Annotated in this window: 25 protein-coding genes; 16 read left to right on the forward strand and 9 right to left on the reverse strand. The window is 62.9% G+C overall.

Annotated elements, in window-relative coordinates; translation table 11 throughout:
• Positions 1 to 14 precede the first annotated feature (14 nt).
• The 5 genes from AC2FMM_RS05425 (at position 15) to AC2FMM_RS05445 (ending at position 5,327) form a co-directional block, all read left to right on the forward strand.
• On the forward strand, positions 15 to 686 hold the full coding sequence (locus AC2FMM_RS05425; RefSeq protein ID WP_496681244.1) for a hypothetical protein: 672 nt from the start codon (positions 15 to 17) through the stop codon (positions 684 to 686).
• A 47-nt stretch (positions 687 to 733) separates the two neighbouring features.
• Entirely contained in the window at positions 734 to 2,056 is a 1,323-nt protein-coding gene (locus tag AC2FMM_RS05430) for a PQQ-like beta-propeller repeat protein (protein ID WP_496796008.1), read from the forward strand.
• 48 nt (positions 2,057 to 2,104) lie between these two features.
• The gene (gene der, locus AC2FMM_RS05435; protein WP_496740855.1) at positions 2,105 to 3,559 is read left to right on the forward strand and encodes a ribosome biogenesis GTPase Der; all 1,455 of its coding nucleotides are present in this window, start codon (positions 2,105 to 2,107) and stop codon (positions 3,557 to 3,559) included.
• Positions 3,560 to 3,722: 163 nt separating this feature from the next.
• Positions 3,723 to 4,709: a fatty acid desaturase gene (locus tag AC2FMM_RS05440; protein ID WP_496681249.1), complete on the forward strand. Its 987-nt coding sequence runs from the start codon at positions 3,723 to 3,725 to the stop codon at positions 4,707 to 4,709.
• Between the two features lie 90 nt (positions 4,710 to 4,799).
• Positions 4,800 to 5,327 (forward strand): helix-hairpin-helix domain-containing protein, encoded by a 528-nt coding sequence (locus tag AC2FMM_RS05445; RefSeq protein WP_496796009.1) that lies wholly within the window; start codon positions 4,800 to 4,802, stop codon positions 5,325 to 5,327.
• 40 nt (positions 5,328 to 5,367) lie between these two features.
• Here AC2FMM_RS05445 and serS read toward each other — a convergent pair whose 3' ends face one another.
• Positions 5,368 to 6,660 carry a serine--tRNA ligase gene (gene serS / locus AC2FMM_RS05450; RefSeq protein ID WP_496796010.1) on the reverse strand — a complete coding sequence of 431 codons (1,293 nt, stop codon included), beginning with the start codon at positions 6,658 to 6,660 and terminating at the stop codon, positions 5,368 to 5,370.
• A 78-nt stretch (positions 6,661 to 6,738) separates the two neighbouring features.
• Complete coding sequence (locus AC2FMM_RS05455) at positions 6,739 to 8,400, reverse strand: mechanosensitive ion channel family protein (protein ID WP_496681253.1); 1,662 nt, start codon at positions 8,398 to 8,400, stop codon at positions 6,739 to 6,741.
• A 204-nt stretch (positions 8,401 to 8,604) separates the two neighbouring features.
• Here AC2FMM_RS05455 and yajC point away from each other — a divergent pair, with 204 nt between their 5' ends.
• From yajC to AC2FMM_RS05505, 10 genes are all read left to right on the forward strand, one after another.
• Positions 8,605 to 8,892 carry a preprotein translocase subunit YajC gene (gene yajC, locus AC2FMM_RS05460; protein ID WP_073279584.1) on the forward strand — a complete coding sequence of 96 codons (288 nt, stop codon included), beginning with the start codon at positions 8,605 to 8,607 and terminating at the stop codon, positions 8,890 to 8,892.
• Between the two features lie 33 nt (positions 8,893 to 8,925).
• Positions 8,926 to 10,587 (forward strand): protein translocase subunit SecD, encoded by a 1,662-nt coding sequence (secD, locus tag AC2FMM_RS05465; RefSeq protein WP_496796011.1) that lies wholly within the window; start codon positions 8,926 to 8,928, stop codon positions 10,585 to 10,587.
• Between the two features lies 1 nt (position 10,588).
• A complete protein-coding gene (gene secF, locus AC2FMM_RS05470; RefSeq protein ID WP_496681258.1) occupies positions 10,589 to 11,557 on the forward strand; it encodes a protein translocase subunit SecF in 969 nt (322 codons plus the stop codon).
• Complete coding sequence (locus AC2FMM_RS05475; RefSeq protein WP_496796012.1) at positions 11,538 to 12,296, forward strand: TSUP family transporter; 759 nt, start codon at positions 11,538 to 11,540, stop codon at positions 12,294 to 12,296. Before secF ends, AC2FMM_RS05475 begins: the two co-directional genes overlap by 20 nt.
• 8 nt (positions 12,297 to 12,304) lie before the next feature.
• Positions 12,305 to 12,658 carry an Mth938-like domain-containing protein gene (locus AC2FMM_RS05480; RefSeq protein ID WP_496796013.1) on the forward strand — a complete coding sequence of 118 codons (354 nt, stop codon included), beginning with the start codon at positions 12,305 to 12,307 and terminating at the stop codon, positions 12,656 to 12,658.
• Positions 12,659 to 12,783: 125 nt separating this feature from the next.
• A complete protein-coding gene (gene ccmA, locus AC2FMM_RS05485) occupies positions 12,784 to 13,398 on the forward strand; it encodes a heme ABC exporter ATP-binding protein CcmA (RefSeq protein WP_496711954.1) in 615 nt (204 codons plus the stop codon).
• Positions 13,395 to 14,051 carry a heme exporter protein CcmB gene (ccmB, locus tag AC2FMM_RS05490; RefSeq protein ID WP_496681267.1) on the forward strand — a complete coding sequence of 219 codons (657 nt, stop codon included), beginning with the start codon at positions 13,395 to 13,397 and terminating at the stop codon, positions 14,049 to 14,051. The genes ccmA and ccmB overlap by 4 nt, the downstream gene beginning before the upstream one ends.
• Before the next feature lie 45 nt (positions 14,052 to 14,096).
• Positions 14,097 to 14,870: a heme ABC transporter permease gene (locus AC2FMM_RS05495; RefSeq protein ID WP_496796014.1), complete on the forward strand. Its 774-nt coding sequence runs from the start codon at positions 14,097 to 14,099 to the stop codon at positions 14,868 to 14,870.
• Positions 14,867 to 15,025, forward strand: a complete 159-nt coding sequence (ccmD, locus tag AC2FMM_RS05500; RefSeq protein WP_005982370.1) for a heme exporter protein CcmD — start codon at positions 14,867 to 14,869, stop codon at positions 15,023 to 15,025. Before AC2FMM_RS05495 ends, ccmD begins: the two co-directional genes overlap by 4 nt.
• On the forward strand, positions 15,018 to 15,557 hold the full coding sequence (locus AC2FMM_RS05505) for a DsbE family thiol:disulfide interchange protein (protein WP_496796015.1): 540 nt from the start codon (positions 15,018 to 15,020) through the stop codon (positions 15,555 to 15,557). Before ccmD ends, AC2FMM_RS05505 begins: the two co-directional genes overlap by 8 nt.
• Before the next feature lie 8 nt (positions 15,558 to 15,565).
• On the opposite strand, the gene AC2FMM_RS05510 is transcribed toward AC2FMM_RS05505, so the two are convergent.
• Entirely contained in the window at positions 15,566 to 16,267 is a 702-nt protein-coding gene (locus tag AC2FMM_RS05510; protein ID WP_496796016.1) for an SDR family NAD(P)-dependent oxidoreductase, read from the reverse strand.
• Positions 16,268 to 16,377: 110 nt separating this feature from the next.
• Complete coding sequence (acnA, locus tag AC2FMM_RS05515) at positions 16,378 to 19,068, reverse strand: aconitate hydratase AcnA (RefSeq protein ID WP_496796017.1); 2,691 nt, start codon at positions 19,066 to 19,068, stop codon at positions 16,378 to 16,380.
• A gap of 226 nt (positions 19,069 to 19,294) precedes the next feature.
• Between acnA and AC2FMM_RS05520 the strand changes: the two genes are divergently transcribed.
• Positions 19,295 to 19,993 carry a DUF1223 domain-containing protein gene (locus AC2FMM_RS05520; protein WP_496796018.1) on the forward strand — a complete coding sequence of 233 codons (699 nt, stop codon included), beginning with the start codon at positions 19,295 to 19,297 and terminating at the stop codon, positions 19,991 to 19,993.
• A gap of 4 nt (positions 19,994 to 19,997) precedes the next feature.
• Here the strand turns inward: AC2FMM_RS05520 and AC2FMM_RS05525 are convergent, their stop codons facing one another.
• The 5 genes from AC2FMM_RS05525 to purB all read right to left on the reverse strand — a co-directional run bounded on the left by AC2FMM_RS05525 (position 19,998) and on the right by purB (position 24,406).
• Positions 19,998 to 20,921, reverse strand: a complete 924-nt coding sequence (locus AC2FMM_RS05525) for a lysophospholipid acyltransferase family protein (RefSeq protein ID WP_496796019.1) — start codon at positions 20,919 to 20,921, stop codon at positions 19,998 to 20,000.
• 97 nt (positions 20,922 to 21,018) lie between these two features.
• Positions 21,019 to 22,116 carry a flagellar motor switch protein FliG gene (locus AC2FMM_RS05530; protein ID WP_496796020.1) on the reverse strand — a complete coding sequence of 366 codons (1,098 nt, stop codon included), beginning with the start codon at positions 22,114 to 22,116 and terminating at the stop codon, positions 21,019 to 21,021.
• Between the two features lie 66 nt (positions 22,117 to 22,182).
• Positions 22,183 to 22,722: a tetratricopeptide repeat protein gene (locus AC2FMM_RS05535; RefSeq protein ID WP_496681283.1), complete on the reverse strand. Its 540-nt coding sequence runs from the start codon at positions 22,720 to 22,722 to the stop codon at positions 22,183 to 22,185.
• A 100-nt stretch (positions 22,723 to 22,822) separates the two neighbouring features.
• Entirely contained in the window at positions 22,823 to 22,975 is a 153-nt protein-coding gene (locus tag AC2FMM_RS05540) for an adenylosuccinate lyase (protein ID WP_496686545.1), read from the reverse strand.
• Between the two features lie 126 nt (positions 22,976 to 23,101).
• Positions 23,102 to 24,406, reverse strand: a complete 1,305-nt coding sequence (gene purB, locus AC2FMM_RS05545) for an adenylosuccinate lyase (protein WP_496686542.1) — start codon at positions 24,404 to 24,406, stop codon at positions 23,102 to 23,104.
• Positions 24,407 to 24,409: the final 3 nt, after the last annotated feature.

Here is a 24,409-nt window from a genome sequence, read left to right on the forward strand (position 1 = left end):
CCCCGGGGGCAGGAATGAGCGACGTCGACAGTTTCATTGATGAAGTCACCGAAGAGGTGCGCCGCGACAGGCTTTACATGCTGTTGCGCCGGTGGGGCTGGGTCGGCGTGGCCTTGGTGGTGCTGATCGTCGGGGGCGCCGCCTTCAACGAATACCGCAAGGCCCGCAGCACCGCTCAGGCCCAGGACCTGGGCGACGCGATTGTGGCGGCGATGGTTCAAAACGAACCCGCGGACCGCGCGGCGACGCTCGAGGGGATCGAGGCCCATGCGCCCGGCGGCGACGCGGTGGTGAACTTCCTTCTGTCGGCCTCGCGGGCCGAGGCGGGGTCGGTTCCCCAAGCGGTCGAGCGTCTGAACGCCATCGCCGTGCAGGGTGACCTGCCAGAGATCTATCGCGCGATCGCTAGCTTCAAGGCGCTGTTGCTGCAGGCCGATACCTTGCCGGCGGCGGATCGGCGTCAGCAGTTCGAGGCGCTGGCCGTGCCGGGCGCGCCGTTGCGCCTGCTGGCCCAAGAGCAGCTGGCCCTGATCGACGTCGCCGAGGGTGACGTACAGGCCGCGCTGGACCGGCTGCAGGCTTTGCGCCAGGATGCCGAGGCCGGAACCGAAATCCGGCAGCGGGCCGGGCAACTGATCGTTGCACTGGGCGGCACGCCCGAACCGGTCGTGGCTCAACAGGGTTGAGGCGCGACAGCCAGCACGCAACGCAAGACAGGCGAGTACCGATTTCCATGTCAAAACCACTTATTTCCCGCGTTGGCTTGACGGTTGCGGCAATCGCCCTGACTGCTTTGAGTGCCTGCGAAGAGCCCGAAGTCATTCTGCCCGGAGAGCGCGAAGACATCCGCCCGTCCCAGGATCTTGAAACCGTCCAGCGCGGCGGGGCCAAACCGATCAGCCTGCCTGCATCGCAGCGCAACACTGCCTGGGCGCAAACCCCCGGCACCCAGTCCTTCCGCACCACGAATGCGGCGCTGTCGGCCACACCTCAGCGTGTCTGGTCCGTCGATATCGGCAAAGGTGATGGGCGCAAACAGCGTATCACAGCCGAGCCGGTGGTGGCGGGCGGCCTGATCTACACGTTGGATTCCGGTGCGACGGTCTCAGCGGTGTCTCCGCAGGGGCAGGTGGCGTGGAGCACCAACCTGGTACCGCCGACCGAGCGGGACGATCAGGCCACCGGTGGCGGTCTGGCCCATGCCGACGGCGTTCTGTACGTCTCGTCGGGCTTTGGCCGGCTGACGGCGCTTGACGCCAAGACGGGCGCGATCCGCTGGCAGCAGAAACTGGACGCGACCGGCAGCGGCGCACCGCTGGTGTCCGGCGGTCTGCTGTATCTGGTCGCCGGAGACCAGACCGGCTGGGCCATCGACATAAAGGACGGGCGCGTTCTGTGGCAGATCGAGGGCATCCCCAGCGTTGGCAACGTTTTGGGGGCGCCGGCGCCGGTGCTGGCCTCGGAATTCGTGGTCTTTGCCTTCGGGTCCGGCGACGTCGCCGCGGCCTTCCGCAAGGGCGGCATCCGCCGCTGGAACAGCTCGGTCGCCGGTGGGCGGCGCGGGCGCGCCGCGGCGCAGATCCTGGATGTGACCGGCGGGCCGATCGTGGCAGGAAACACGATCTACATCGGCAACCATTCCGGCCGCACCGTCGCGCTCGAGGCCGAATCCGGCGAGCGCAAGTGGACGGCTTTCGAGGGCGCGGTCGATACCGTCTGGCCGGCCGGCAACAGCGTGTTCCTGATCAGCGACCGCAGCCAACTGGTGCGGCTCGATGCCGCCGACGGTTCGGTGATCTGGGCCGTTGATCTTCCGGGCTTCGTCAAGGACAAGCCCGGCAAGCGTGGCCCGATCTTCGCGCATTACGGCCCGATCATGGCCGGCAGTCGGATCGTCGTCGCTTCGAATGACGGGTATTTGCGGTTCTTCAATCCGGTGGAAGGTGCCCTGGTGCACCAGGTCGAGGTGCCGGGCGGCGCCACCACGACCCCGGTCGTTGCCGGGCAGACCCTCTATGTGGTTTCGACCAAGGGGCAACTGCACGCTTTCCGTTAACGGCAAGATGCGCTAAAGGGCGCGTCTGAGTCTTGAAAGTTGAGTATCATGTCTTTGACCCTCGCCATCGTGGGGCGCCCCAATGTGGGCAAATCCACCCTGTTCAACCGCCTTGTGGGTAAGCGCCTTGCGCTGGTCGATGACCAGCCCGGCGTCACCCGCGACCTCCGCGAGGGCGAGGGGCGGCTGGGCGACCTGCGCTTTACCGTGATCGACACCGCGGGGCTGGAGGACGCCACTGACGACAGCCTTCAGGGCCGGATGCGGCGCCTGACCGAACGCGCGGTGGATATGGTCGATGTCTGCCTGTTCATGATCGACGCGCGCACGGGCGTCACCCCCACCGACGAGCTGTTCGCCGAGATCCTGCGCAAACGCTCAAAGCACGTGATCCTGGCGGCCAACAAGGCCGAGGGCGCGGCGGCCGATGCTGGCGTGCTCGAGGCCTACGGCCTTGGACTGGGCGAGCCGATCCGTTTGTCGGGGGAACATGGCGAGGGCATGACCGACCTCTACGCTGCGTTGATGCCTTTGGCCGACGCTATGGAGGAAAAGCAGGCCGAGGAGGCCCCCGATACCGACGTTGATCTGGACGAGGCCGGAGAGACCGAGGGCGAGACCCCCGCGATCACCGCCGCGAAGCCTCTGCAAGTGGCCGTGGTCGGCCGACCCAATGCGGGCAAGTCCACGTTGATCAACAAGATCTTGGGCGAAGACCGTCTGCTGACCGGCCCCGAGGCCGGGATCACCCGCGATGCAATCAGCCTGCGCATCGACTGGAACGGTACGCCCATGCGCATCTTTGACACTGCAGGCATGCGCAAGAAGGCCAAAGTGCAGGAAAAGCTGGAAAAGCTGTCGGTCTCGGACGGGCTGCGCGCCGTCAAATTCGCCGAGGTCGTCGTGGTGCTGCTGGACGCCGCGATCCCGTTCGAACAGCAGGATTTGCGCATCGCCGACCTGGCCGAGCGCGAGGGCCGCGCCGTGGTGGTCGCGGTCAACAAGTGGGACGTCGAAGAGCACAAGCAGGAAAAGCTGCGCGAGCTCAAGGAGGCCTTCGAGCGCCTGCTACCGCAACTGCGCGGCGCGCCGCTGGTGACGGTCTCGGCCAAGACCGGGCGCGGGCTGGACCGCCTGCACGACGCGATCCTGCGCGCCCATGATGTCTGGAACCGCCGCATTCCGACCGCGGCCCTGAACCGCTGGCTGACGGCGATGCTGGAACAGCACCCGCCGCCCGCCCCGCAGGGTCGCCGGATCAAGCTGCGTTACATGACCCAGGCCAAGACCCGCCCGCCGGGGTTCGTGGTGATGTGCTCGCACCCCGACAAGATGCCGGCCAGCTATACGCGCTATCTGGTCAACGGCCTGCGCGATGATTTCGACATGCCGGGCACCCCGATCCGTCTGACCCTGCGCGGCCAAGGGGACAAGAACCCGTACAAGGGCCGGCGAAAGAAAAATGCCGGCGCGCTGGCCAAACATCTCAAGGGCAGGGCGTAACCGCGCCAATTTTATGCATTTTCAGGTGTGGGACGTGACAGGCCCCACACATCGCGCTAGCATTTGCTGGTGCGCACCCATTTCGCGTGCAGCTTGTGCGCGGGACTCGCGTGCTTGTTTTCGAAGGAACTATTGAACCGGACCATCGTGGGGAGCGGGCTGGATGGATCTGAGAGAGTACACAAGGCAATATGCGGTGCAGGACAATCGGCTTGCTGCACTGAGTTACTTTGGAACCTTTGCGGTTTATTTCGCGTCGCTGGCGCTGGCGATCGCCCATGTCGACCGCTGGTACATCCTGATCCCGGCCGGGGTGGTGTTCGCGTTTTCCGCCGTTCGGCTGTACGTGCTGCAGCACGACTGCGGGCATCATTCTCTGTTTGAAACCCGACGGCAGAACGAATGGGCCGGCCATGTCCTGTCGCCGTTCACCTTTGCGCCGTTCGAGGTGATGAAACAGAACCACAATCTGCACCATGCGGGCATCGGCAATCTGGAACATCGCGAAACCGGTGAGATCCACACCATGACCCTGCGCGAATGGAACGCGGCCGACTGGAAGACGCGGCTGTTTTATCGTCTGTACCGAAACCCGTTCATCCTGGTGCCGGTCGGGGCGTTGTTCACCTATTTCATCCGCTATCGCTGGCCCAAGAACACGATGCGGTTCGGGGTACGCGGCGTGCTGCTGCACAACCTATCGATCGTGGTGTTCCTGGGGTTGCTTTACTGGATTGCCGGACTGACCGGCATTCTGGTCTGGCTAGTGTTTTCACTGTTGGGCGGCATGCTGGGCGTGTTCCTAGTTTATCTGCAGCACAATTTCGAGGATACCTACTGGGATCGCCGCCCGGATCTGGATCCGCAGCTTGCGGCGCTGCAGGGGTCGTCGGCGCTGGATTTCGGATGGTGGTTCGACATGGCGGTGGCTTGCATCACCTTGCACGACATCCACCACTTCAACGCGCGCATCCCGTCCTATCGGTTGCGAGCCTGCCACTACAACCTGCCGGAGGAATACACGCCGCGCCGGATCAAGTTCCCCGAGGCCCTGGCCGCGCTGAACCTGAAACTTTGGGACGAAGATGCAAAGCGTTTGGTTCCATTCCCAAAAAAGAACAACTCGGGCAGCTTCGCACCCGTCAATTGATATTCGGGCCGCAGATGCCATCCGTTGGGCGTAGTGTTTGGCATGGCGCGCGGACTGGATCGCTGCCCTCGAACTTGAAAGGACATTTGAATGACATCAGTGACGAACGTGCGTGGTGTGGGCAAGGCTTTGGGTCAGGAGCTGTCACGTCAGGGAATCAAGACCGCGCAGGACCTTGCCAGCGCTGATCCTGAAAACCTGATCGCTGTTCCGCGTATCGGCAAACGGCGCGCGCAAGCACTGATCTTGGCTGCAAACCAAGCGGTTTCAGATGGCGCAACGCCCGCCAAGCCAAACGCCCGAACAACAACCAAGCCGAGGCCGAACTCGGGCCGCGCGGTTTCAGGCAAGTCACAGGCACCGACGCAAGTCGCTGAAGACGACGCCGAGAAAGCCGCCGCGGACGCCAAGGCCCGCAAGAAAGCCAAGGCCAAGGCCAAAGCCGAGAAAGCCGCCAAAAAGAAGAAGGAGATGGAGGCGGCAATCCAGAATGCCAAAGAAAAGATCAAGTCCAAGACAAAAAAGGACAAGAAGTCGAAGAAAGACGGCAAGGCGTCAAAAAAGGACGGTAAGTCCAAGAAATCCAAGAAAGAAAAGAAAAAGGCGAAGAAGAAATAACTTCTCCGCCTTCTGTCGTCAGGTCGCGATCCGTGTCGGATCAGGCCAGCGTGCCGTCCTTTTGCAGGGTCAGCTTGCCACCCAGATAGGGGGCCAGCACCTGGGGCAGGACCACGGTCCCGTCGGCCTGCTGGCCGTTTTCCAAAACTGCGATCAGGCAGCGTCCCACGGCCAGCCCCGAGCCGTTCAGTGTGTGCACGTATTCCGGCTTGCCGCCGCCCTCGGGGCGGAAGCGCGCATTCATCCGGCGGGCCTGGAAATCACCGCAGGTGGAAACCGAGCTGATCTCGCGATAGGTGTTCTGCCCCGGCAGCCAGGCTTCGATGTCATAGGTGCGGCGCGCGCCAAAGCCCATGTCGCCGGTGCACAGGATTACGGTACGATAGGGCACGCCCAGCTTTTCCAGGATGCCCTCGGCGCAGCGCAGCATGCGCTTTTGCTCTTCGTCCGACTTGTCCGGATGCGTGACCGAGACCATCTCGACCTTTTCGAACTGGTGCTGGCGCAGCATCCCGCGCGTGTCCTTGCCCGCCGATCCGGCCTCGGACCGGAAGCACAGCGAATGCGCGGTGTAGCGGCGCGGCAGATAGCTTTCCTCGACGATGGTATCGTTGACGATATTGGTCAGCGAAACCTCGGAGGTCGGAATCAGCCACCACCCCTCGCGGGTCTGATAGCTATCCTCGCCGAATTTCGGCAACTGGCCGGTGCCCATCATCATCTCGGACAGAACCAGAACCGGAGCGTTTACCTCGGTCAGGCCGTTCTCGTTGATATGCGTGTCCAGCATGAATTGCGCCAGCGCCCGATGAATGCGTGCGACGCCCCCCGAAAGCAGCACGAAACGCGAGCCCGCCAACTTGGCCGCGGTTTCGAAATCCATGCCGTTCTGGACCGCTTCGATCTCGAAATGCTCTTTGGCGTCGAAATTGAATTCGGGCGGGGTGCCCCAGCGGTTCACCTCGACATTGTCGTTTTCGTCCTTGCCGTCCGGCACGTCCTCGGCCGGCAGGTTGGGAATGCGGATCAACTGGTCGGTCAGCAGCGCGTCCAGATCCTTGGCCTCGGTCTGCATGCGGGCGATCTCGGCCTTCTTCTCGGCCACCAGCGCGCGCAGGCGCTGGAACTCGGCCTCGTCGCCGCGGGCCTTGGCGGCGCCCACTTCCTTGCTCGCCTTGTTCTGCTCGGCCTGAGCGGTTTCGGCGGCCAGGATCTTGGCGCGGCGGGCTTCATCCAAGCGCAACAGCTCGGCCGAGATCGGCGCTTCGCCCCGGCGGGCAAGGGCAGCGTCGAAAGCGGCTGGGTTTTCGCGGATTGCGCGGATGTCATGCATGGCTCAGATCCCTGGCAAATGAATCACTTTGCCCGCTTATGCACCATCTGGCGCGCGGGGTGTAGCACCGGATTGGCCTCAATCCTCTGTGTCTTCGCGCGCTTCATGCGCAAGGTGGCCATCCCATGGCGCCGAGGGAATCTTGGGTTCGGGCGGATCGGCCATGTAGGACGGGGTCATGATCTGCACGCCGTTTTCATTGAACACCGCCACGATGTTGCGGTGGAGATCCGAGCGTATCCTGGGGATCGAATTGCCGCGGGTCGTATAGGCGTTGATCTGGTAGTTGATGGCATAGTCGGCCAGCGCGGCCCACAGAACGAACGGGGCTGGGCGGGCCTTGAGCCCCTTGGTGCGCCGCGCCGCCTCGATCAGCATCGCCTCGATCATTTCGGGCGGTTCCTCATAGCCGATCCCTACGGTGGTGTGCACCAAAAGGCCGTTGCCGTCTGTCGGTTTGGAGAAATTGATCACGTCTGAGTTCATCAATTGCGCGTTAGGGATCGAGATCAATTCGTTCTTGATGGATTTCAGATGGGTTTCCATCAGTTTGATCTGCACGACGTCGCCGATATGGTCGCCGATCTGGATGCGGTCCCCGATCGAGGTCGACCGGCGGTAGATCACGAACAGCCCCGCCAGCATGTTGCTGACCACAGAATTCGCGCCCAGCGACAGCATCGCGCCCACCAGGATCGTCAGCCCCTGGAAGGCAGCCGAATCCGAGCCCGGTATGTAGGGCACGGCAAAGACCAGCGCGATCAGGATCACCACGACGCGGGCGATATTGAACGTGGGGTTGACCCAGTGTTTCTCGAAATCGCCCAAGTCGAAGGTTCCGGCCTCGACCGCGTCGAAGAACACGCGCATGCCCTTGATGATGTACATCGTCACCCAGGCGATCAGCGCCAGCATGATCAGGTTCGGGACATAGCTGATGATACCCCTGAAGATCAGCAGCACGGGTTCGGTCAGATAGGTGAGCAGCAAATTGGCGAAATACCGGGTCTCGGCAAAAGCCAGAAGGACGAAGGACAGGTAATAGTAGAAGCCCAGGAAAAAGATGACCAAAAGCACGAAGCTCAGCGCGTACCGGATCAGGGCGGCGATGGCCTCGGCCTGTACGCTTTTGGCGGTGGCTTCCTCGACATCGCGCAGATAGCGCCGGACAACACTCAAGGTGCGGCGCCGGATGCGCCGGTGTAGCCACAGGATGGTCACGACAAACACCGCAAAGCCCAGCGTCCAGGCACCGGCCTCGATCGCACTGGACACGCGCGCCTCGTCGGTGCGGTTGGCGCGATAAGACCGGATCGCCTCGCGGATCGCGTCGGCATGCAGGGCGGTCAAGACCTTCAGGTCAATCTGGTCCAGTTCGGCATCGGCCTCGGTGACGATCGTGACAATCACCCCATCGGCCAGGATGCGGGTGCCTAGCTCGGTTTCTTCGAAGGTGATGCTGACGTCAGGCCGGTCCGACGACTCGGCCACGGTGACGATGGTGTTCTGGATGTTCTCGGCCCGTTCGGGGGCGGGCAGGGCGCTGGACCCACGAATGTGAAACAGCGTATCGCCGTCCACGATCACCGGGGCCCGGAATGCTTCGGCCTGTGCGATCTCGGCATCGGTAGGCTGGGGCGGGGCCTCTTGCGCGGTGGCAGGGGGCGACTCCACCGCTGTCAGGGTGAGGGTGCACAGCAAAAGAGCCAATCTGAACAGCGGTTTGAAAAAATGTCGCATGGGCCCTCCACTCGGCTCGAATATAGCTGAGGCGAATGGTGTTCATAGTGTATTCCTGCAACGTTTTGCCTTGGTGTGCCCTGCCGTTGCCCCATGACCGCGCGAATCCGGGGCGGCGTTGCTTGCAAAGGTCGATTGCAGGGCATAGTTTCCCGCCAAATTCGCGGCGCTCCGACCGCGACCTCAAGAAAAAAGGAATATCCCATGGAAGGTGGCGCAATCGCCCAGTTTCTCCCGCTCATTCTGATCTTTGCGATCATGTACTTCCTGCTGATCCGTCCGCAGCAGAAGAAGATGAAGGAACATCAGGCCATGGTCGAGGCCGTGCGCCGTGGCGATCAGGTGGTCACGCAGGGCGGCCTGATCGGCAAGGTGTCGAAGGTCAAGGAAGGCGAGAACGAGATCGAGGTCGAAATCGCCGATGGCGTGAAGGTCCGCGTGATCAAATCGACCATCGCTCAGGTTCTGAACAAGACCGAGCCGGCGAAGTAACTTCGCGCGACAATCGACGGAAAAGGCAGGGTAATGCTGCAAATTGACACCTGGAAGCGGGTCCTGATCTGGCTGGTCTGCGTGGTTGGCTTGCTGTTGGCCCTGCCGAACGCCTTCTACACGCGGGTCGAGCAATCGAACGACGCCAAGGCGGCTATTGAGTTGGGTAACGACACCCCTGAGATGCAGACGCAGGCCGCGCAATGGCCGAATTGGATGCCCTCGTCGCTGGTCAACCTTGGGCTTGATCTGCGCGGCGGTGCGCATCTGTTGGCCGAAGTGCAGGTCAGCGACGTGTACGAAACCCGGATGGAGGCCATGTGGCCGGAAATCCGCAACGCGCTGCGCGACGTGCGCTCCGAGGTCGGCACCATCCGCCGGCAGCCGTCAGAGCCCGATCAGATTCGCATCCGCATCAGTCAGCCCGAAGGCATGCCCCGCGCTTTGGAGGTGGTGCGTGGCCTGGCCCGCCCGATCCAATCCCTGACCGGGGCGGGCGCCACCGATATCGACGTACGCGCCGAGGGCGACACCATCGTGGTGCAATTGTCCGAGGCCGAGAAACTGGCCTCTGACGACCGCACCGTGCGCCAGGCGCTGGAGATCGTGCGCCGCCGGATCGACGAGGTCGGTACCCGCGAACCCACGATCCAGCGCCAGGGCACCGACCGAATCCTGATCCAGGTGCCCGGAATCGGCAGCGCCAGCGAACTGAAAGAGATCATCGGCACCACCGCACAGTTGACCTTCAACCCCGTGGTCTCGCGCGGGACGGACCCTGACGCCCCGGCGGGCATCGGCGAAAAGGTCGTGCCCTCGATCGACGAAAACGGCGTTTACTACACCATCGAGGCCGCCCCCGTCGTGACTGGCGAGGAACTGGTGGACGCGCAGCCGTCCTTCGACCAGAACGGCCGCCCGGCCGTCAGTTTCCGGTTCAATACTACTGGTGCACGCAAGTTCGGCGACTATACCCGTGACAATATCGGTGCGCCCTTCGCCATCGTGCTGGACGACGAAGTCATCTCGGCCCCGGTCATCCAGAGCCACATCCCCGGCGGCTCGGGCATCATTACCGGCAATTTCACCGTCGAGGAAAGCACCAACCTGGCCGTCCTGCTGCGAGCCGGTGCACTGCCCGCGGGGCTGGAGTTCCTGGAAGAACGCACCATCGGCCCCGAATTGGGGCAGGACAGCATCGAGGCGGGCAAGGTGGCCACCATCGTTGCCTTCGCGGCGGTACTGGTCTTCATGGCCCTCAGCTATGGCTTATTCGGCATCTTCGCCAACATTGCGCTGCTGATCAACGTGGGCTTGATCTTTGGCCTTCTGTCCCTGATCGGGGCAACGCTGACCCTGCCGGGCATTGCGGGCATCGTTCTGACGGTGGGCATGGCGGTGGACGCCAACGTTCTGATCTTCGAGCGCATCCGCGAGGAACTGAAATCGTCGAAAGGCCCCGCCCGCGCGATCGAGCTGGGCTATGAAAAGGCGCTGTCGGCCATTCTGGACGCCAACGTCACCACTTTTATCACCGCCGTGATCCTGTTCGCCATGGGCAGTGGTCCGGTACGCGGCTTTGCCATCACATTGGGCCTCGGCATCCTGACGTCGGTGTTCACCGCGATCTTCGTGACGCGCTTGATGGTGGTCATGTGGTTCGAACGCCGCCGCCCGAAAACGATCGAGGTTTGACATGAGACTGAAACTCGTACCCGAAAGCACCTCGTTCGATTTTTTCAGCCGCTGGAAGCTGTGGCTGGGCATCTCAGGGCTGATGATGGTCATCGCCTTCACGTCGTTCCTGCTCCAGGGCCTGAACTTTGGCATCGACTTCCGCGGCGGCACCACGATCCGTACGCAAAGTGCGCAGGAAATCGATGTGGGTCTGTACCGGGATGCGATCACCCCGCTGGGCCTGGGCGACGTGTCGATCACCGAAGTGTTTGATCCCACCTTCGGCCCGGATGAAAACGTGGCCATGATCCGCATTCAGGCACAGGACGACGCCGAGGCCGTCTCGGCCGCGACCATCACCGCGGTCGAAGATGCGTTGCGGGCCGTCGTGCCCGATATCCAGTTCGTGTCAGTCGAATCGGTGGGTCCCAAGGTCTCGGGCGAGTTGATCCAGACCGCCGTGATCGCCGTGGTTCTGGCGATCGGGGCGGTGCTGGTCTACATCTGGCTGCGCTTCGAATGGCAGTTCGCGCTGGGTGCTGTGGCCGCGCTGGTGCATGACGTGCTGCTGACGATCGGCATCTTCTCGGAACTGCAGATCCGCTTCGATCTGGCGATCATCGCCGCCCTGCTGACCATCGTCGGCTATTCGCTGAACGACACCGTAGTCGTTTTCGACCGGGTGCGCGAAAATCTGCGCAAATACAAGAAAAAAGACCTGAAAGAGGTTCTGAACCTCTCGATCAACGAGACTCTCAGCCGGACGGTAATGACCTCGGTCACCACCCTGTTGGCGCTGATCTCGCTCTATGTCCTGGGCGGCGACGTGATCCGTGGGTTCGTCTTCGCAATGATCTGGGGCGTGATCGTGGGGACCTATTCGTCGGTCTTCGTTGCCTCGACCATCCTGCTGTGGCTGGGGGTCAAACGTGACTGGTCCAAGCCGTCGAACACGGCCGGAAACCAGTTTGCCAATATCGACGCTTGATCTGTTCGGCCAGCCCCCTGCGGGGCTGGCCATTGTCGTTTTTGCGGCGCTTCTGGGCGGCATCGTACGCGGGTTCACTGGGTTTGGCACCGCGCTGGTTTTTCTGCCCCTCGCAACGCCGCATCTGGGTCCTTTCGGCGCCCTGATCGCCCTGACCTGCATGGATGTGTTTGGCCCTCTGCCGAACCTGCGCCGCGCCTGGGCCCATGTCGAACGCTCCGATCTGACACGCCTGATCACGGGATGCGCCCTGACCTTGCCGGTGGGTCTGTGGGTGCTGTCGCAGGTCCCGCCCGAGGTGTTCCGATATACTGTGAGCACGCTCAGTCTTTCCATGCTGGCGGCGCTGGTCCTTGGCCTGCGCTACACCGGACCGGTCCGGCGTGGCATGGTCACGGCCATCGGCGCGGCGGCGGGCTTCCTCGGTGGTGTCGCGGGGTTGCCCGGGCCTGCCGTCATCCTGTTCTACATGTCGCGGCCGCTGCCGGTGGCGGTCATTCGCGCGACGGTTCTTCTGTTTCTGTTTGCCTTCGATTTCCTGATCTTCGGATATCTCGGCTTGATGGGCCGCCTCACGGTTGCAACGACCGCGCTGGGCCTGGCGCTTGCGATCCCGAACTTGCTGGGCAATTGGCTGGGCGGATGGCTGTTCCGTCCGACGCGAGACCGCCTCTACCGCGCTATTGCCTATGTCGCCATCGCCGCATCGGCCTTGTCGGGCCTGCCGCTTTGGGGCTAAAAGACCTTATGCGCTTGAACGAGATCACTTTCACCGACGCCGCCCCAATAGACGGCTACGGCCCCGGATTCTTCCGCATCGGCGGTCAGGTGTTCCACGGCGCCGTCCTGACGGGCCCCAGCGGAACCGGCCCTTGGTCAGGCCTGCAGGACCCGGCGCCCTTGCTGGGACTCGCCGCGCAGATTGACGTGCTGTTCATCGGCACCGGCGCCGATCTGTCGCAGATCCCGTTCGAATTGCGCACAGCCCTCGAGGAGGCCAGCATCGGGGTTGAGATCATGAACTCGCCCGCCGCCTGCCGCACCTACAACGTGCTGTTGTCCGAAGGCCGCCGGATCGCTCTGGCCCTGTTGCCAGTCTGACCCCTTCATTTGGCCCCAAATATCCCGGGGTGCGTGAGGGGCTGGCCCCTCACATCCCACCCGCCAACAGGCCCTGCGGCAAATCCGTCCTTTTTCCCCCGCAACCAATCGGATAAGCGGGTCTCATGACACTGACCGTGACCGATCTTGCCATCGCCCGAGGGGGCCTCCCCGTGCTCGAAGGCCTCAGTTTCGCGCTGCCCCCGGGGAAGGCGCTGATCCTGCGCGGCCCGAACGGAATCGGCAAGACCACCCTTCTGCGCACGCTGGCCGGGCTGCAACCGCCGCTTTCGGGACGGATTGAGGGGGCAGAGGACCGGATCGCCTATGCCGCCCATTCCGACGGGCTGAAACCCACCCTGACCGTGACCGAGAACCTGACCTTCTGGGCCTCGGTCTTTGGCACGCGCGACATCCAGCCCGCGCTGGATGCCTTTGCGCTGAACGAACTGGCTGATCGTCACGCAGGCAACCTGTCGGCGGGTCAGAAACGCCGGCTGGGTTTGGCCCGAATGCTGGTGACCGGCCGCCCGATCTGGATGCTGGACGAACCCACCGTGTCACTGGACAAGACCGCGGTGGCGATGTTCGCCGATGCGGTGCGGGCGCATCTGGGGCAGGGGGGCTCGGCCCTGATTGCCACCCATATCGACCTGGGCCTCGATGGTGAGGTCTTGGATGTCGGCCCCAACAAGGCGCGCCCCAAGGCGCTGGATGACTTCGACGGAGGCTTCCTGTGATCGCCCTGCTGTTGCGTGACCTGAAACTGTCCTTCCGCGCGGGGGGAGGGTTCGGCCTCGGGCTGGCCTTCTTCCTGATCGTCACCGTTCTGGTGCCGTTCTCTGTAGGTCCGCAATCATCACTGCTGGCGACCATCGCGCCGGGGGTGCTGTGGCTGGGTGCATTGCTGGCCTGTCTGCTGTCGCTCGATCGCCTGCTGGCCTTGGATTGGGAGGACGGGTCGCTCGACCTGCTGGCCACCGCGCCGCTGCCGCTGGAGTCGGTGGCCGCGATCAAGGCCTTGGCACATTGGATCACCACCGGTCTGCCGCTGGTGCTGGCCGCGCCGGTGCTTGGGGTGCTGCTGAACCTGCCTGGCCCCGGTTTTGGCTGGCTGGTCGTCTCGCTGTTGATCGGCACGCCCGCGCTCAGCGTGATCGGCACTTTCGGCGCAGCCCTGACCGTGGGGCTCAAGCGCGGCGGCCTTCTGCTGTCGCTGCTGGTGCTGCCGCTTTACGTGCCCACGCTGATCTTCGGAGCCGAGGTGGCCCGTCGCGGCGCCACCGGGATGGAGACCGCCACGCCTCTGCTGATGCTGGCCGGGATCACCGCCGCAACCATCGCCCTGCTGCCCTTTGCCAGCGCCGCGGTTCTCCGCGTCAATCTGCGTTGACCGATGTCAATTGAGAACCGCCCCGAGACGGACTAGATAAGCGACATGTCCATAGCATCCAAAGCCAACGCCCTCTGGGAATACGCAAACCCCAAGAAGTTCCTCACCACGACCGAGCGCGTGCTGCCGTTCTTCTGGATCAGCTCTGCCGTCTGTCTGGTGATCGGTCTTGTCTGGGGTTTTTTCTTCACGCCTGACGACTACAAGCAAGGGTCGACGGTCAAGATCATCTACCTGCATGTGCCATCGGCCCTGATGGCGATCAATTGCTGGATTATGATGCTGGTCACGTCGCTGGTCTGGCTGGTGCGCCGTCACCATGTCAGCGCGCTTGCAGCACGCGCCGCCGCGCCGGTAGGCATCGTAATGACGCTGATCGCGCTGGCGACCGGGGCCATCTGGGGACAGCCCATGTGGGGCACCTGGTGGGCCTGGGATCCGCGCCTGACCTCGTTCCTGATCCTGTTCCTTTTCTATTTGGGCTACGTCGCCCTGTGGGAGGCGATCGAGGATCCGGATACTGCGGCCGACCTGACCTCGGTTCTATGTCTGGTCGGTTCGGTCTTTGCCTTCCTCAGCCGCTATGCGGTCAATTTCTGGAATCAAGGCCTGCATCAGGGTGCCTCGGTCATGCGGGTCGGGGCGGTCACCGGCGCGGATACCGAGGAAAAGGTCAGCAACGTGTTCTTCTACCCGCTGCTGACCTGCATCATCGGCTTCGTGCTGCTGTTCATCGCGCTGGTCCTGTATCGGACCGGCACCGAAATCCGTGCGCGGCGCATCAAGGCGCTGCTGGCACGGGAAAGGGTAAACGGATGATGCCTGATCTGGGAAAATACGCCGAAACGGTTCTGTCCTCCTACGCGGCCTCGATCGTCCTGCTGGTGGCGCTGGTGGTTTTCAGCATACTGCGTGGGCGCAAGGTTCGGGCCGAGATGGAAAAGATCGAACAGAGGATGTCGCGCAATGGCTAAGATCTCGCCCTTGATGATTGCTCCGCCCCTGATTTTCGGCGCCTTCGCCGTGCTGGCGGCCATCGGCATGTTCCGCGAAGATCCCAACGCGCTTCCCTCGGCCCGCGAAGGCCAGCCCGCGCCGACCGTTGTCCTGACCGAGTTTCCGGGCAAACAGGGGTTCGACGACGCAACCCTGCGCGACGGTCAGGTCAAGCTGGTGAACTATTGGGCCAGCTGGTGTGCACCCTGCCGTGCCGAGCATCCGAACCTCGAGAAACTGGCGCAGGAAGGTATTCCGGTCTACGGCATCAACTACAAAGACAAGCTTGCCAATGCCGATGCGTTCCTGGCCGAGCTGGGCGATCCCTATGCCGCCATCGGGCGCGATGAAAACGGCCGCATGGGGTTGGACTGGGGCGTCTACGGCGTGCCCGAGACCTACGTGATCGACGGTGACGGCACGATCATCCTGCGGTTTGCCGGCCCGATCACCCAGCGCGTGATCGAAAACACCATTCGCCCGGCGCTGGAGAAAGCCGCCGCGCAGTAGCGCCGGGGCTACAGGCGATACCCGCCAGAGACGGTCAGCACCTCTCCGGTGATGAAGGACGCGTCTTCGGATGCGAGAAAGCGAACTGCGCGCGCTATGTCTTCTGGTGTCCCAACACGCCCCAGCGCCGTGTTCTGAACGAACAGGTCGGTCAGATCGTCGGGTCTGGGGGCTTCGGGGATGTTGATCGCTCCAGGAGCCACCGGGTTGACGCGAATGCCGTCAGGACCCAGTTCTTTCGCCATGGCGCGGGTCCACAAGTTCAGCGCAGCCTTGCTGGCCCCATAGGTCGCGGCGTCGTGCGGGGGAAGCGCGGCGTTGACTGACGAGATACTGACGATCGACGCTCCCCGCTGCAGGTAAGGCAACGCGGCGGCCAGCAGGGCGGCCGGTACCAACAGGTTGAGATCAAGAATGGCCTGGTGATCCTTTTGGCTGAACCGGTCCTTCGGGGTGGCCTGAACCAGCCCGGCATTGTTGATGATGACATCCAGCCGGCCGTATCTGTCGATGACGCGGCGCACCACGTCTTCGGGCTGACCTTCTTGCGTCAGATTGCTGTGCAGGGTCAGCGCCGGTCGGTCATCGGGCAGGGGCTGTGGTTCGGTCGTGTGCCACGTCAGGGCGACACGATGATCCGCGGCCAGATCAACCGCGATGGCCCGGCCAATTCCACGCGCGCCGCCGGTTATCAATGCAACTTTTTCCATGTCGCAAACAGACCGGCAGTCTGCAGAAAACACAACGCGATAGTTGAAATGCCTGAAATGAAAAAGGGCGCCCGGTCGGGGCGCCCTTGTGTTCTTGGCTTTGTGCCGGCTTAGCTCGCCTTGGCCAGGTTCCGCAGCACGTAGTGCAGCACGCCGCCGTTTTCGATGTATTCGATCTCGGGCGCGGTATCGATGCGGCACTTGAGCGTGATGGTCTTCTCGGTCCCGTCCGCATAGGTGATGGTGCAGGGCACCTCCTGCAGCGGCTGGATCGTGTCCAGACCGTGGATCGAGAAGGTCTCGTCGCCTTTCAAGCCCAGCGTCTTGCGGTTGTCGCCAGCGGTGAACTCGAACGGGATGACACCCATGCCCACCAGGTTCGAACGGTGGATACGCTCGAAGCTTTCTGCGATCACGGCCTTGACCCCCAGCAGCGCGGTGCCCTTTGCCGCCCAGTCCCGCGAGGAACCGGCGCCATACTGCTCGCCACCGATCACGACCAGCGGCGTGCCTTCTGCCTGATAGGCCATCGATGCGTCATAGATCGAGGTCTGCTGACCATCGGGGCCTTTGGTGTAACCACCCTCGACGCCGTCCAGCATCTCGTTCTTGATGCGGATGTTGGCGAAGGTGCCGCGCATCATGACCTCATGGTTGCCCCGGCGCGACCCGTACGAGTTGAACTCGCGCGGTTGCACCTGGCGCTCCAGCAAGTATTTGCCTGCGGGGCTGGTGGTTGCAAACGAACCAGCCGGCGAGATGTGGTCAGTGGTGACCATGTCGCCCAGAATAGCCAGAACCTTGGCGCCTTCAATGTTCGAGATGGTGCCCGGCTGTGCCCCCATACCTTGGAAGTAGGGCGGGTTCTGGATGTAGGTCGACGTCGGCGGCCAGTCATAGGTCTCGGCATCGGTGGTTTCCACCGATTGCCATTTCTCGTCGCCCTTGAAGACATCGGCGTATTTCGACTGGAACGCCTCGCGGGTCACGGTAGCTTCGACCAGATCCGAGATCTCTTTCTGGCTCGGCCAGAGATCCTTCATGTAGACGTCGTTGCCGTCCTTGTCCTGACCGATCGGTTCCGAGGTCAGGTCGATGTCCAGCGTGCCGGCCAGCGCATAGACCACCACCAGCGGCGGTGAGGCCAAGTAGTTGGCGCGCACGTCGGGCGAGATCCGGCCTTCGAAGTTGCGGTTGCCCGACAGGACCGAGGTTGCCACCAGGTCGCCTTCGGAGATGGCTTCCGAGATCTCTTTCTGGATCGGGCCCGAGTTGCCGATACAGGTGGTGCAGCCGTAACCCACCAGGTTGAAGCCGATGGCGTCCAGATGCTCCTGCAGGCCGGCGGCCTCGAGGTATTCGGACACGACCTGCGATCCCGGCGCCAGCGAGGTTTTCACCCAGGGCTTGCGGTTCAGTCCCAGCTCATGCGCCTTTTTCGCAACCAGACCGGCGCCGATCATCACATAGGGGTTCGAGGTGTTGGTGCACGAGGTGATCGAGGCGATCACGACCTTGCCCGATTCCATCGTGTAGTCTTCGCCCTTGACCGGCACTTCCTTGCCCATCGGGCGTTTGAAAGTGTTTTCCATTTCCTTGCGGAAGGCGGCCTTGGCGTTGGTCAGCGGCACATAGTCCTGCGGGCGCTTGGGGCCCGAGATGGCAGGGACGATGGTGCCCATGTCCAGCGACAGAGTGTCGGTGTAGACCGGGGCATAATTCTCGTCGCGCCAGAAACCGTTTTCCTTGGCATAGGCTTCGACCAGCGCGATGCGGTCCTCGTCGCGGCCGGTGTTGCGCAGGTAGCGCAGGGTTTCGTTGTCGATCGGGAAGAAGCCACAGGTCGCGCCGTATTCAGGCGCCATGTTGGCGATGGTTGCGCGGTCAGCCAGCGGAAGACGGTCCAGGCCTTCGCCGTAGAATTCTACGAACTTGCCCACCACGCCTTTGGCGCGCAGCATTTCCACGACCTTCAGAACCAAGTCGGTGCCGGTGGTGCCTTCGACCATCTCGCCGGTCAGTTCAAAACCGACGACCTCGGGGATCAGCATCGAGATCGGCTGACCCAGCATCGCGGCCTCGGCCTCGATCCCGCCGACGCCCCAGCCCAGAACGGCCATGCCGTTGACCATGGTGGTGTGGCTGTCGGTGCCGACCAGCGTATCGGGATAGGCGACCTCTTCACCGTTCTGGTCGGTGTCGGTCCAGACGGTCTGGGCTAGGTACTCCAAGTTCACCTGGTGGCAGATGCCGGTTCCCGGAGGCACGACGCGGAAGTTATTGAACGCGTTCTGGCCCCATTTCAGGAACTGGTAGCGCTCCATGTTCCGTTCGTATTCGCGGTCCACGTTCATCTGGAAAGCGCGCGGGTTGCCGAACTCGTCGATCATGACCGAGTGGTCAATGACCAGGTCAACCGGGTTCAGCGGGTTGATCTTCTGCGGATCGCCACCGAGGTTCTTGATGCCGTCGCGCATCGCGGCCAGGTCCACCACGGCGGGGACGCCGGTAAAGTCCTGCATCAGCACGCGGGCCGGGCGATAGGCGATCTCGCGCGGGTTCTTGCCGCCGTTTGCGCCCCATTCGGCAAAAGCTTTGATGTCATCGACCGAGACCGAGAAACCGCCGTCCTCGAACCGAAGCATGTTTTCCAGCACCACTTTCAGCGCGGCGGGAAGCTTGGAGAAATCGCCCAGACCGGCCTCTTGCGCGGCGGGGATCGAGTAATACGAGATGGACTTGCCATTCACGCTCAGGCTGCGGCGTGTCTTGGCGGTATCCTGTCCGACTTTGATGGGCATCTGTGGCCTCCCTCTCAAATGACGTGGAATTGGGATTCGCTGAGCGGTATCTGCATCACCAAGGCCTGCGGTTCAAGGTCCAACAGGGCGGGTGCGGCAATTTTTGTATACCATTGCACACATTTTTGCGGATTGCCGCCGAAACCGGTCTCAAGAAACCTTGATTGGCCCTTGACGCGGACGGGCCGTAAACCGGTTCCCGTAAACCACGAGCCTTGAGCCGACCATGCCACGACATCGACTGACCGCCACCCTTCTGTCCCTGTTTCTCGCCGTCCCGGCCGCGGCCGACGGTCCGGTGGTGGTCGAGCTTTTCACCTCGCAGGGCTGTTCTTCGTGTCCGCCGGCGGATGCGATCATGCACGATCTGGCCAAGCGTGATGACGTGATCGGCCTGGCCCTGCATGTGGACTACTGGGACTATATCGGCTGGAAGGACGAATACGCCAACCCGTTCCACACCACACGCCAGCGCACCTATGCGCGCCGGGGCGGGCGCGACATGATCTATACGCCGCAGATGGTGGTCAACGGGGAGCAGGATATCGTCGGGGCCAGACGCGAACAGTTGGAACGGGTGATCGATAGCCATCTGAGCGCGCCGCCCATGGCGCAGGTGTCGGCGACGCGAACCGGTGATACCGTTTCAGTCCAAGTTGCCCCGGTCGATCTGCCATCGGGCACAGTCTATGACGTCCGGGTCGTGCAATACACGCCATTGCGTCACGCTTCGATCCACCGGGGTGAATTGGCCGGACGCGAGTTGGACTATGCCAACGTGATCGACGCCTGGCATGTCGGCGGGCAATGGGATGGGGCCGGGCCGCAGGTGTTCCAGGTCTCGGTGGCGTCTGAGTTGCCGGCCGTGGTCTTGCTGCAACAGGCCGGGCACGGGCCGATCATCGCGGCCGCGCGGGTGGATTGAGGGCTCAGGGCATGTCTTCAGGCTGAACGCCCAGGCCGTTCCAGGCTTTCCAGCGCCGGTGAATCCAGAACCACTGACCCATGTGCTGGCGCACCATCCCCTCCAGATCATCATTGATGAACTGGGTCATGGTCTTGGGGTCGGAATGCGGCACCGGGTCATGCAGAACGATCTGGAAATCGATGCCATTGGGTTGGCGCACCGCATAGCAGGGGATCAGCACTGCATCGTATTTCATGGCCAGTTCAGCATTCAGAACCGAGGTCACCGCCGGTTTGCCGAAAAACGTCAGCTCTTCGCCGCCATGGGCGTGCAGGTCGGACACGATGGCGATGATGCCGCCATTCTTCAACGACCGCACCATTTCCACCATGCCCCGGCGCCCCTGTTCGAACATCGGCTTGCCGGTCCTATGAAAGGCTTCGACATACATCTCGTTGAAATAGGGGTTGGCCATGCGCCGGTACAAGCAGCCGATCGGTTTGCCGCTGTGCGCCTGCAACGCGATCCGCGCGGCTAGGTAATGCCCGAAATGCGCGGTGATCATCATCACCGGGCGGCCCTCGGCGACGGCACGGTCAAATGCGGCCAAGCCCGGCCCGGTCACGACGGCAGCCTTTTGCCTTTTGGTGAAATCCTCGGGCGAGAAATGCTCCATGATCGCGCGGCCCGCATTGTCGGGTACTGCACGGCAGATGCGTTTGACTTCGCTCTCGGTCAGTTCGGGGCAGGTCAGTCTCAGGTTGCTGCGCACCCGCTTGGTGAACCCCACCAGCGGCGACAGCGCTCGTGCAATCGCGCCCATCGTGGCGATCCGCCGCTCGTAGGGCAGCAAGCGCATGGTACCGATCACGCCTTTCAGAAACAGGTTGGCGACATAATATTTTGCAAGCTGAACGCGGCTCAGTTCCGACTTTTCGGCGGGCATGCGAGGGTCTCGACGGGTTATGTGATTTGCGGGGCCAGACATACAGAGGGCGCCGGGCAACCACAAGCACCGTATGGGCGGACGGTCGGGCAGGGGATCAGTCCCCGCCCTCGGCCTCCTCTTCGTTCAAGGTGATCGTGCCTTCATCGACCAGCGCGCGGATGGCGCCCACGACCTGGGTCATGGCTTCTTCGGCGTCGGCTTGCTTGACCTTGCCACGCTCGGCGATTTCTTCGCGCAGGTTGTCGGCCATGCGCGACGACATGTTGGAAAGCAGGAACTCGGCAGAGGCTTTGTCTTCGTCGCTGTTTGCACCAGCCAGCGCGGTGACAAGAACGGGCTGGTCAATCCCGCGCAAGACCGCGGGAACATCCCGCGGCGCGATGCGTTTGGCGATGTGGGCAAAGGTGAAGATCGAGCGGCGCACCGCTTGTGCAAAGCTCTTGTCTTCTTCTTCGAGGGCGCTCAACAACTCGTCCCGGGTGGCCGCCGAGGATTGATTCAGAATCGCCCCCACCCGCGCTCCGGGGTCGTCTCCGAAGGCCGGGGTCGGGCGCTGATCCAACTGCGCGGCCAGCGACCAGCCGATACGTTCGACCGCCTCGGGCGAGACATTGGTGGTTTTCGAGACCGCATAGGTGATCCGGCGTGCCACCGGGCCGGGAAGATGCCCCAGCAGTTTCGCGGCCGTCGCTGTATCCAGCTTGGAAAGCATGACCGCCGCCACCTCGGTGCTTTCGGCCTGGGCCATGCGGGCCAGATCCTCGACCGGCACGTCGCGCAGGCGCTGCCACGGGTCACCGACCTGGCGCATGCCCGCCACCTTGCGCAGCCGTGCGGCCGTCGTGGGGGCGATCTTGCCGTTCACCGCGTCCAGCGCACCCGCCAGCCCGTGCGGAAACGCCAGGCCGATACTGTCGAGCGCATCGGCGAATTCCTGAGCCACCGCCGCCAGCGTCACCCGATCGACCAGCCCCATCTGACCCAGTTGCACGGTCAGCCGTTCCTGCAGTTCGTCGGGCAGTTCCTCGAGCGGGAAATCCGCACCCTCGTTCAATAGCAGGCGCACGATGATCGCGGCCTTTTGTCCGGGTGTCAGGTGACGGGGAACCACGCGCGGCGCGTCGTCCTGTTGTTCGGCCGCCAGCGGCGCGGCGCCCAGGGCCTTCTGAACCAAAGCGTTGGAGTCTTGCATCTGCCTGTGCTGTCAAATTCGTTGCGCAGGCAGATTAGCGAGAGTCGCGTAAAGAAAAGCTGAACTCTAGTAACTGTAGGTCAACCCTGTGCGGATCGCTTGTCGCAGCGACGCTTCGGCCCAGCTGCCTTCACCGCCCCGGGCCTTGATCTCGCGCCATTGGGCGATGGCCAGGTCGGTCTTGCCCTCGGCCACGAAACCTTGGCCCATGTAGCTGCGTGCCAGGATGTTGTCGGGGTTCGCCGCAATCGCGCGCATGTAATGGGCGTTGGCCAGATCGACCTTGCCCATCTTGCGGTAGGTGAAGCCCCAATAGGTCAGGACGCGGTCGTCGTCTTGATCCATGATGCGCAACACGGATTGGGCGTTTTCGTATTGGCCGGCATAGGCCATCTCGCGCACGGCCTGATACAGTTGGTCGTCGGTGAAATTGGTCTTGTTGGGTTTGACGCAGCGGCCCGCCGCCTCGTCATAGACTCTGCCGAACAGGCATTTCTTGGTGGTGTTTGTCGGTTTCGGGGGGCTGCTGTCCCCGCCTGCGGCACTGACCGCGGGGGCAAAGGCAAAACTTTGAAGGGCAATCGCCGAGGCCAACAAAAGGCGCATGTCAAACTCCATCTCGAAATTCGCTTGGGCAAAGCATAGCGCGTTCCGAGGAAAAGCTAACAGGAAATCGCCCGGATCAGTTCACAACTGGGTCAGATGCTCAGCTGCTGGCGTTTTTCACACAACTTTCCGAGGCCGAATCCCAAGTCGTGCCGGGCGCACAGGATTGCGATTGCTTGCTGTGGGCTTGGCAGGCGAATGCGGACGAGGCGGACAGGGCAAGGGCAAGTGCGCAGAGGGTCGTGCGGATCATGGTGGGCTCTCCTTGAACGGAAATTGCCCATCCAGCATAGCCGATTTCGGATGTTTTCGCAAAAGACAGGGGCCCGGATCGTACTGTGCGATCCGGGCCCCAAAAAAGCCGTTCATGCATCGAGGGTTACTCGCCGAACACCCGCTCGAAGATCGTGTCGACATGCTTGGTGTGATAGCCGAGATCGAATTTTTCTTCGATCTCTTCCTTGCTCAGCACTGCCGTCACGTCCGGGTCTGCCAGCAGTTCGGTCTTGAAGTCCTTGCCTTCTTCCCAGACCTTCATCGCGTTGCGCTGCACCAGGCGATAGGCGTCCTCGCGGCTGACGCCGGCCTGGGTCAGGGCCAGCAGCACGCGCTGGCTCATGACCAGACCGCGGAACTTGTTCATGTTGGCCAGCATGTTGTCCGGATAGACCACCAGCTTGTCGATCACCCCGGTCAGGCGGTGCAGGGCGAAGTCTAGCGTTACGGTTGCGTCAGGGCCGATGTTGCGCTCGACCGAGCTGTGGCTGATGTCGCGCTCGTGCCACAGGGCCACGTTCTCCATCGCCGGGATCACGGTCATGCGCACCAGCCGGGCCAGGCCGGTCAGGTTTTCGGTCAGAACCGGGTTGCGCTTGTGCGGCATCGCCGACGAGCCCTTCTGGCCTTTGGAAAAAAACTCCTCGGCTTCCAGAACCTCGGTGCGCTGCATGTGGCGGATTTCGATGGCGATGTTCTCGATGCTGCTGGCAATCACGCCCAGCGTGGCAAAGAAGGCCGCGTGGCGGTCGCGCGGGATGACCTGCGTGCTGATCGGCTCGGGCACCAGGCCAAGTTTTTCGCAGACATGTTCTTCGACACGCGGGTCGATATTGGCGAAGGTGCCGACCGCGCCGCTGATGGCGCCGGTGGCGATCTCGGCGCGGGCGTCGCGCATCCGAGACAGGTTGCGGTCCATCTCGGCGTAGAAGCGCGCGAAGGTCAGGCCCATGGTGGTGGGCTCGGCATGAATGCCGTGGCTGCGGCCGATGCGGACAGTGTCCTTGTGCTCGTAGGCGCGGCGCTTGAGCGCGGCCAGCAGGCCTTCGAGATCGGCGATCAGGATGTCAGCGGCGCGGGTCAACTGCACGTTGAAGCAGGTGTCGAGCACGTCCGAGCTGGTCATGCCCTGATGGACGAAACGGGCCTCTTCGCTGCCGACGTGCTCGGCCAGATGGGTCAGAAAGGCGATGACGTCATGCTTGGTGACGGCCTCGATCTCGTCGATACGGGCCACGTCGAATTCCACGTCCTTGGCCTTCCAGACGGCCTCGGCGTTTTCGCGCGGGATGACGCCCAGGTCGGCCATCGCGTCGCAGGCATGGGCCTCGATCTCGTACCAGATGCGGAACTTGGTCTCGGGCGACCAGACGGCGACCATTTCGGGGCGGGAATAGCGGGGGATCATGGG

This window comes from Ruegeria sp. BHSC043, assembly GCF_059612985.1.

Coding starts and splice junctions, on each gene's coding strand:
- AC2FMM_RS05425 (WP_496681244.1), top strand. CDS start 15: ATGAGCGACGTCGACAGTTTCATTGATGAAGTCACCGAAGAGGTGCGC.
- AC2FMM_RS05430 (WP_496796008.1), top strand. CDS start 734: ATGTCAAAACCACTTATTTCCCGCGTTGGCTTGACGGTTGCGGCAATC.
- der (WP_496740855.1), top strand. CDS start 2,105: ATGTCTTTGACCCTCGCCATCGTGGGGCGCCCCAATGTGGGCAAATCC.
- AC2FMM_RS05440 (WP_496681249.1), top strand. CDS start 3,723: ATGGATCTGAGAGAGTACACAAGGCAATATGCGGTGCAGGACAATCGG.
- AC2FMM_RS05445 (WP_496796009.1), top strand. CDS start 4,800: ATGACATCAGTGACGAACGTGCGTGGTGTGGGCAAGGCTTTGGGTCAG.
- serS (WP_496796010.1), bottom strand. CDS start 6,660: ATGCATGACATCCGCGCAATCCGCGAAAACCCAGCCGCTTTCGACGCT.
- AC2FMM_RS05455 (WP_496681253.1), bottom strand. CDS start 8,400: ATGCGACATTTTTTCAAACCGCTGTTCAGATTGGCTCTTTTGCTGTGC.
- yajC (WP_073279584.1), top strand. CDS start 8,605: ATGGAAGGTGGCGCAATCGCCCAGTTTCTCCCGCTCATTCTGATCTTT.
- secD (WP_496796011.1), top strand. CDS start 8,926: ATGCTGCAAATTGACACCTGGAAGCGGGTCCTGATCTGGCTGGTCTGC.
- secF (WP_496681258.1), top strand. CDS start 10,589: ATGAGACTGAAACTCGTACCCGAAAGCACCTCGTTCGATTTTTTCAGC.
- AC2FMM_RS05480 (WP_496796013.1), top strand. CDS start 12,305: ATGCGCTTGAACGAGATCACTTTCACCGACGCCGCCCCAATAGACGGC.
- ccmA (WP_496711954.1), top strand. CDS start 12,784: ATGACACTGACCGTGACCGATCTTGCCATCGCCCGAGGGGGCCTCCCC.
- AC2FMM_RS05495 (WP_496796014.1), top strand. CDS start 14,097: ATGTCCATAGCATCCAAAGCCAACGCCCTCTGGGAATACGCAAACCCC.
- ccmD (WP_005982370.1), top strand. CDS start 14,867: ATGATGCCTGATCTGGGAAAATACGCCGAAACGGTTCTGTCCTCCTAC.
- AC2FMM_RS05505 (WP_496796015.1), top strand. CDS start 15,018: ATGGCTAAGATCTCGCCCTTGATGATTGCTCCGCCCCTGATTTTCGGC.
- AC2FMM_RS05510 (WP_496796016.1), bottom strand. CDS start 16,267: ATGGAAAAAGTTGCATTGATAACCGGCGGCGCGCGTGGAATTGGCCGG.
- acnA (WP_496796017.1), bottom strand. CDS start 19,068: ATGCCCATCAAAGTCGGACAGGATACCGCCAAGACACGCCGCAGCCTG.
- AC2FMM_RS05520 (WP_496796018.1), top strand. CDS start 19,295: ATGCCACGACATCGACTGACCGCCACCCTTCTGTCCCTGTTTCTCGCC.
- AC2FMM_RS05525 (WP_496796019.1), bottom strand. CDS start 20,921: ATGCCCGCCGAAAAGTCGGAACTGAGCCGCGTTCAGCTTGCAAAATAT.
- AC2FMM_RS05530 (WP_496796020.1), bottom strand. CDS start 22,116: ATGCAAGACTCCAACGCTTTGGTTCAGAAGGCCCTGGGCGCCGCGCCG.
- AC2FMM_RS05535 (WP_496681283.1), bottom strand. CDS start 22,722: ATGCGCCTTTTGTTGGCCTCGGCGATTGCCCTTCAAAGTTTTGCCTTT.
- AC2FMM_RS05540 (WP_496686545.1), bottom strand. CDS start 22,975: ATGATCCGCACGACCCTCTGCGCACTTGCCCTTGCCCTGTCCGCCTCG.
- purB (WP_496686542.1), bottom strand. CDS start 24,406: ATGATCCCCCGCTATTCCCGCCCCGAAATGGTCGCCGTCTGGTCGCCC.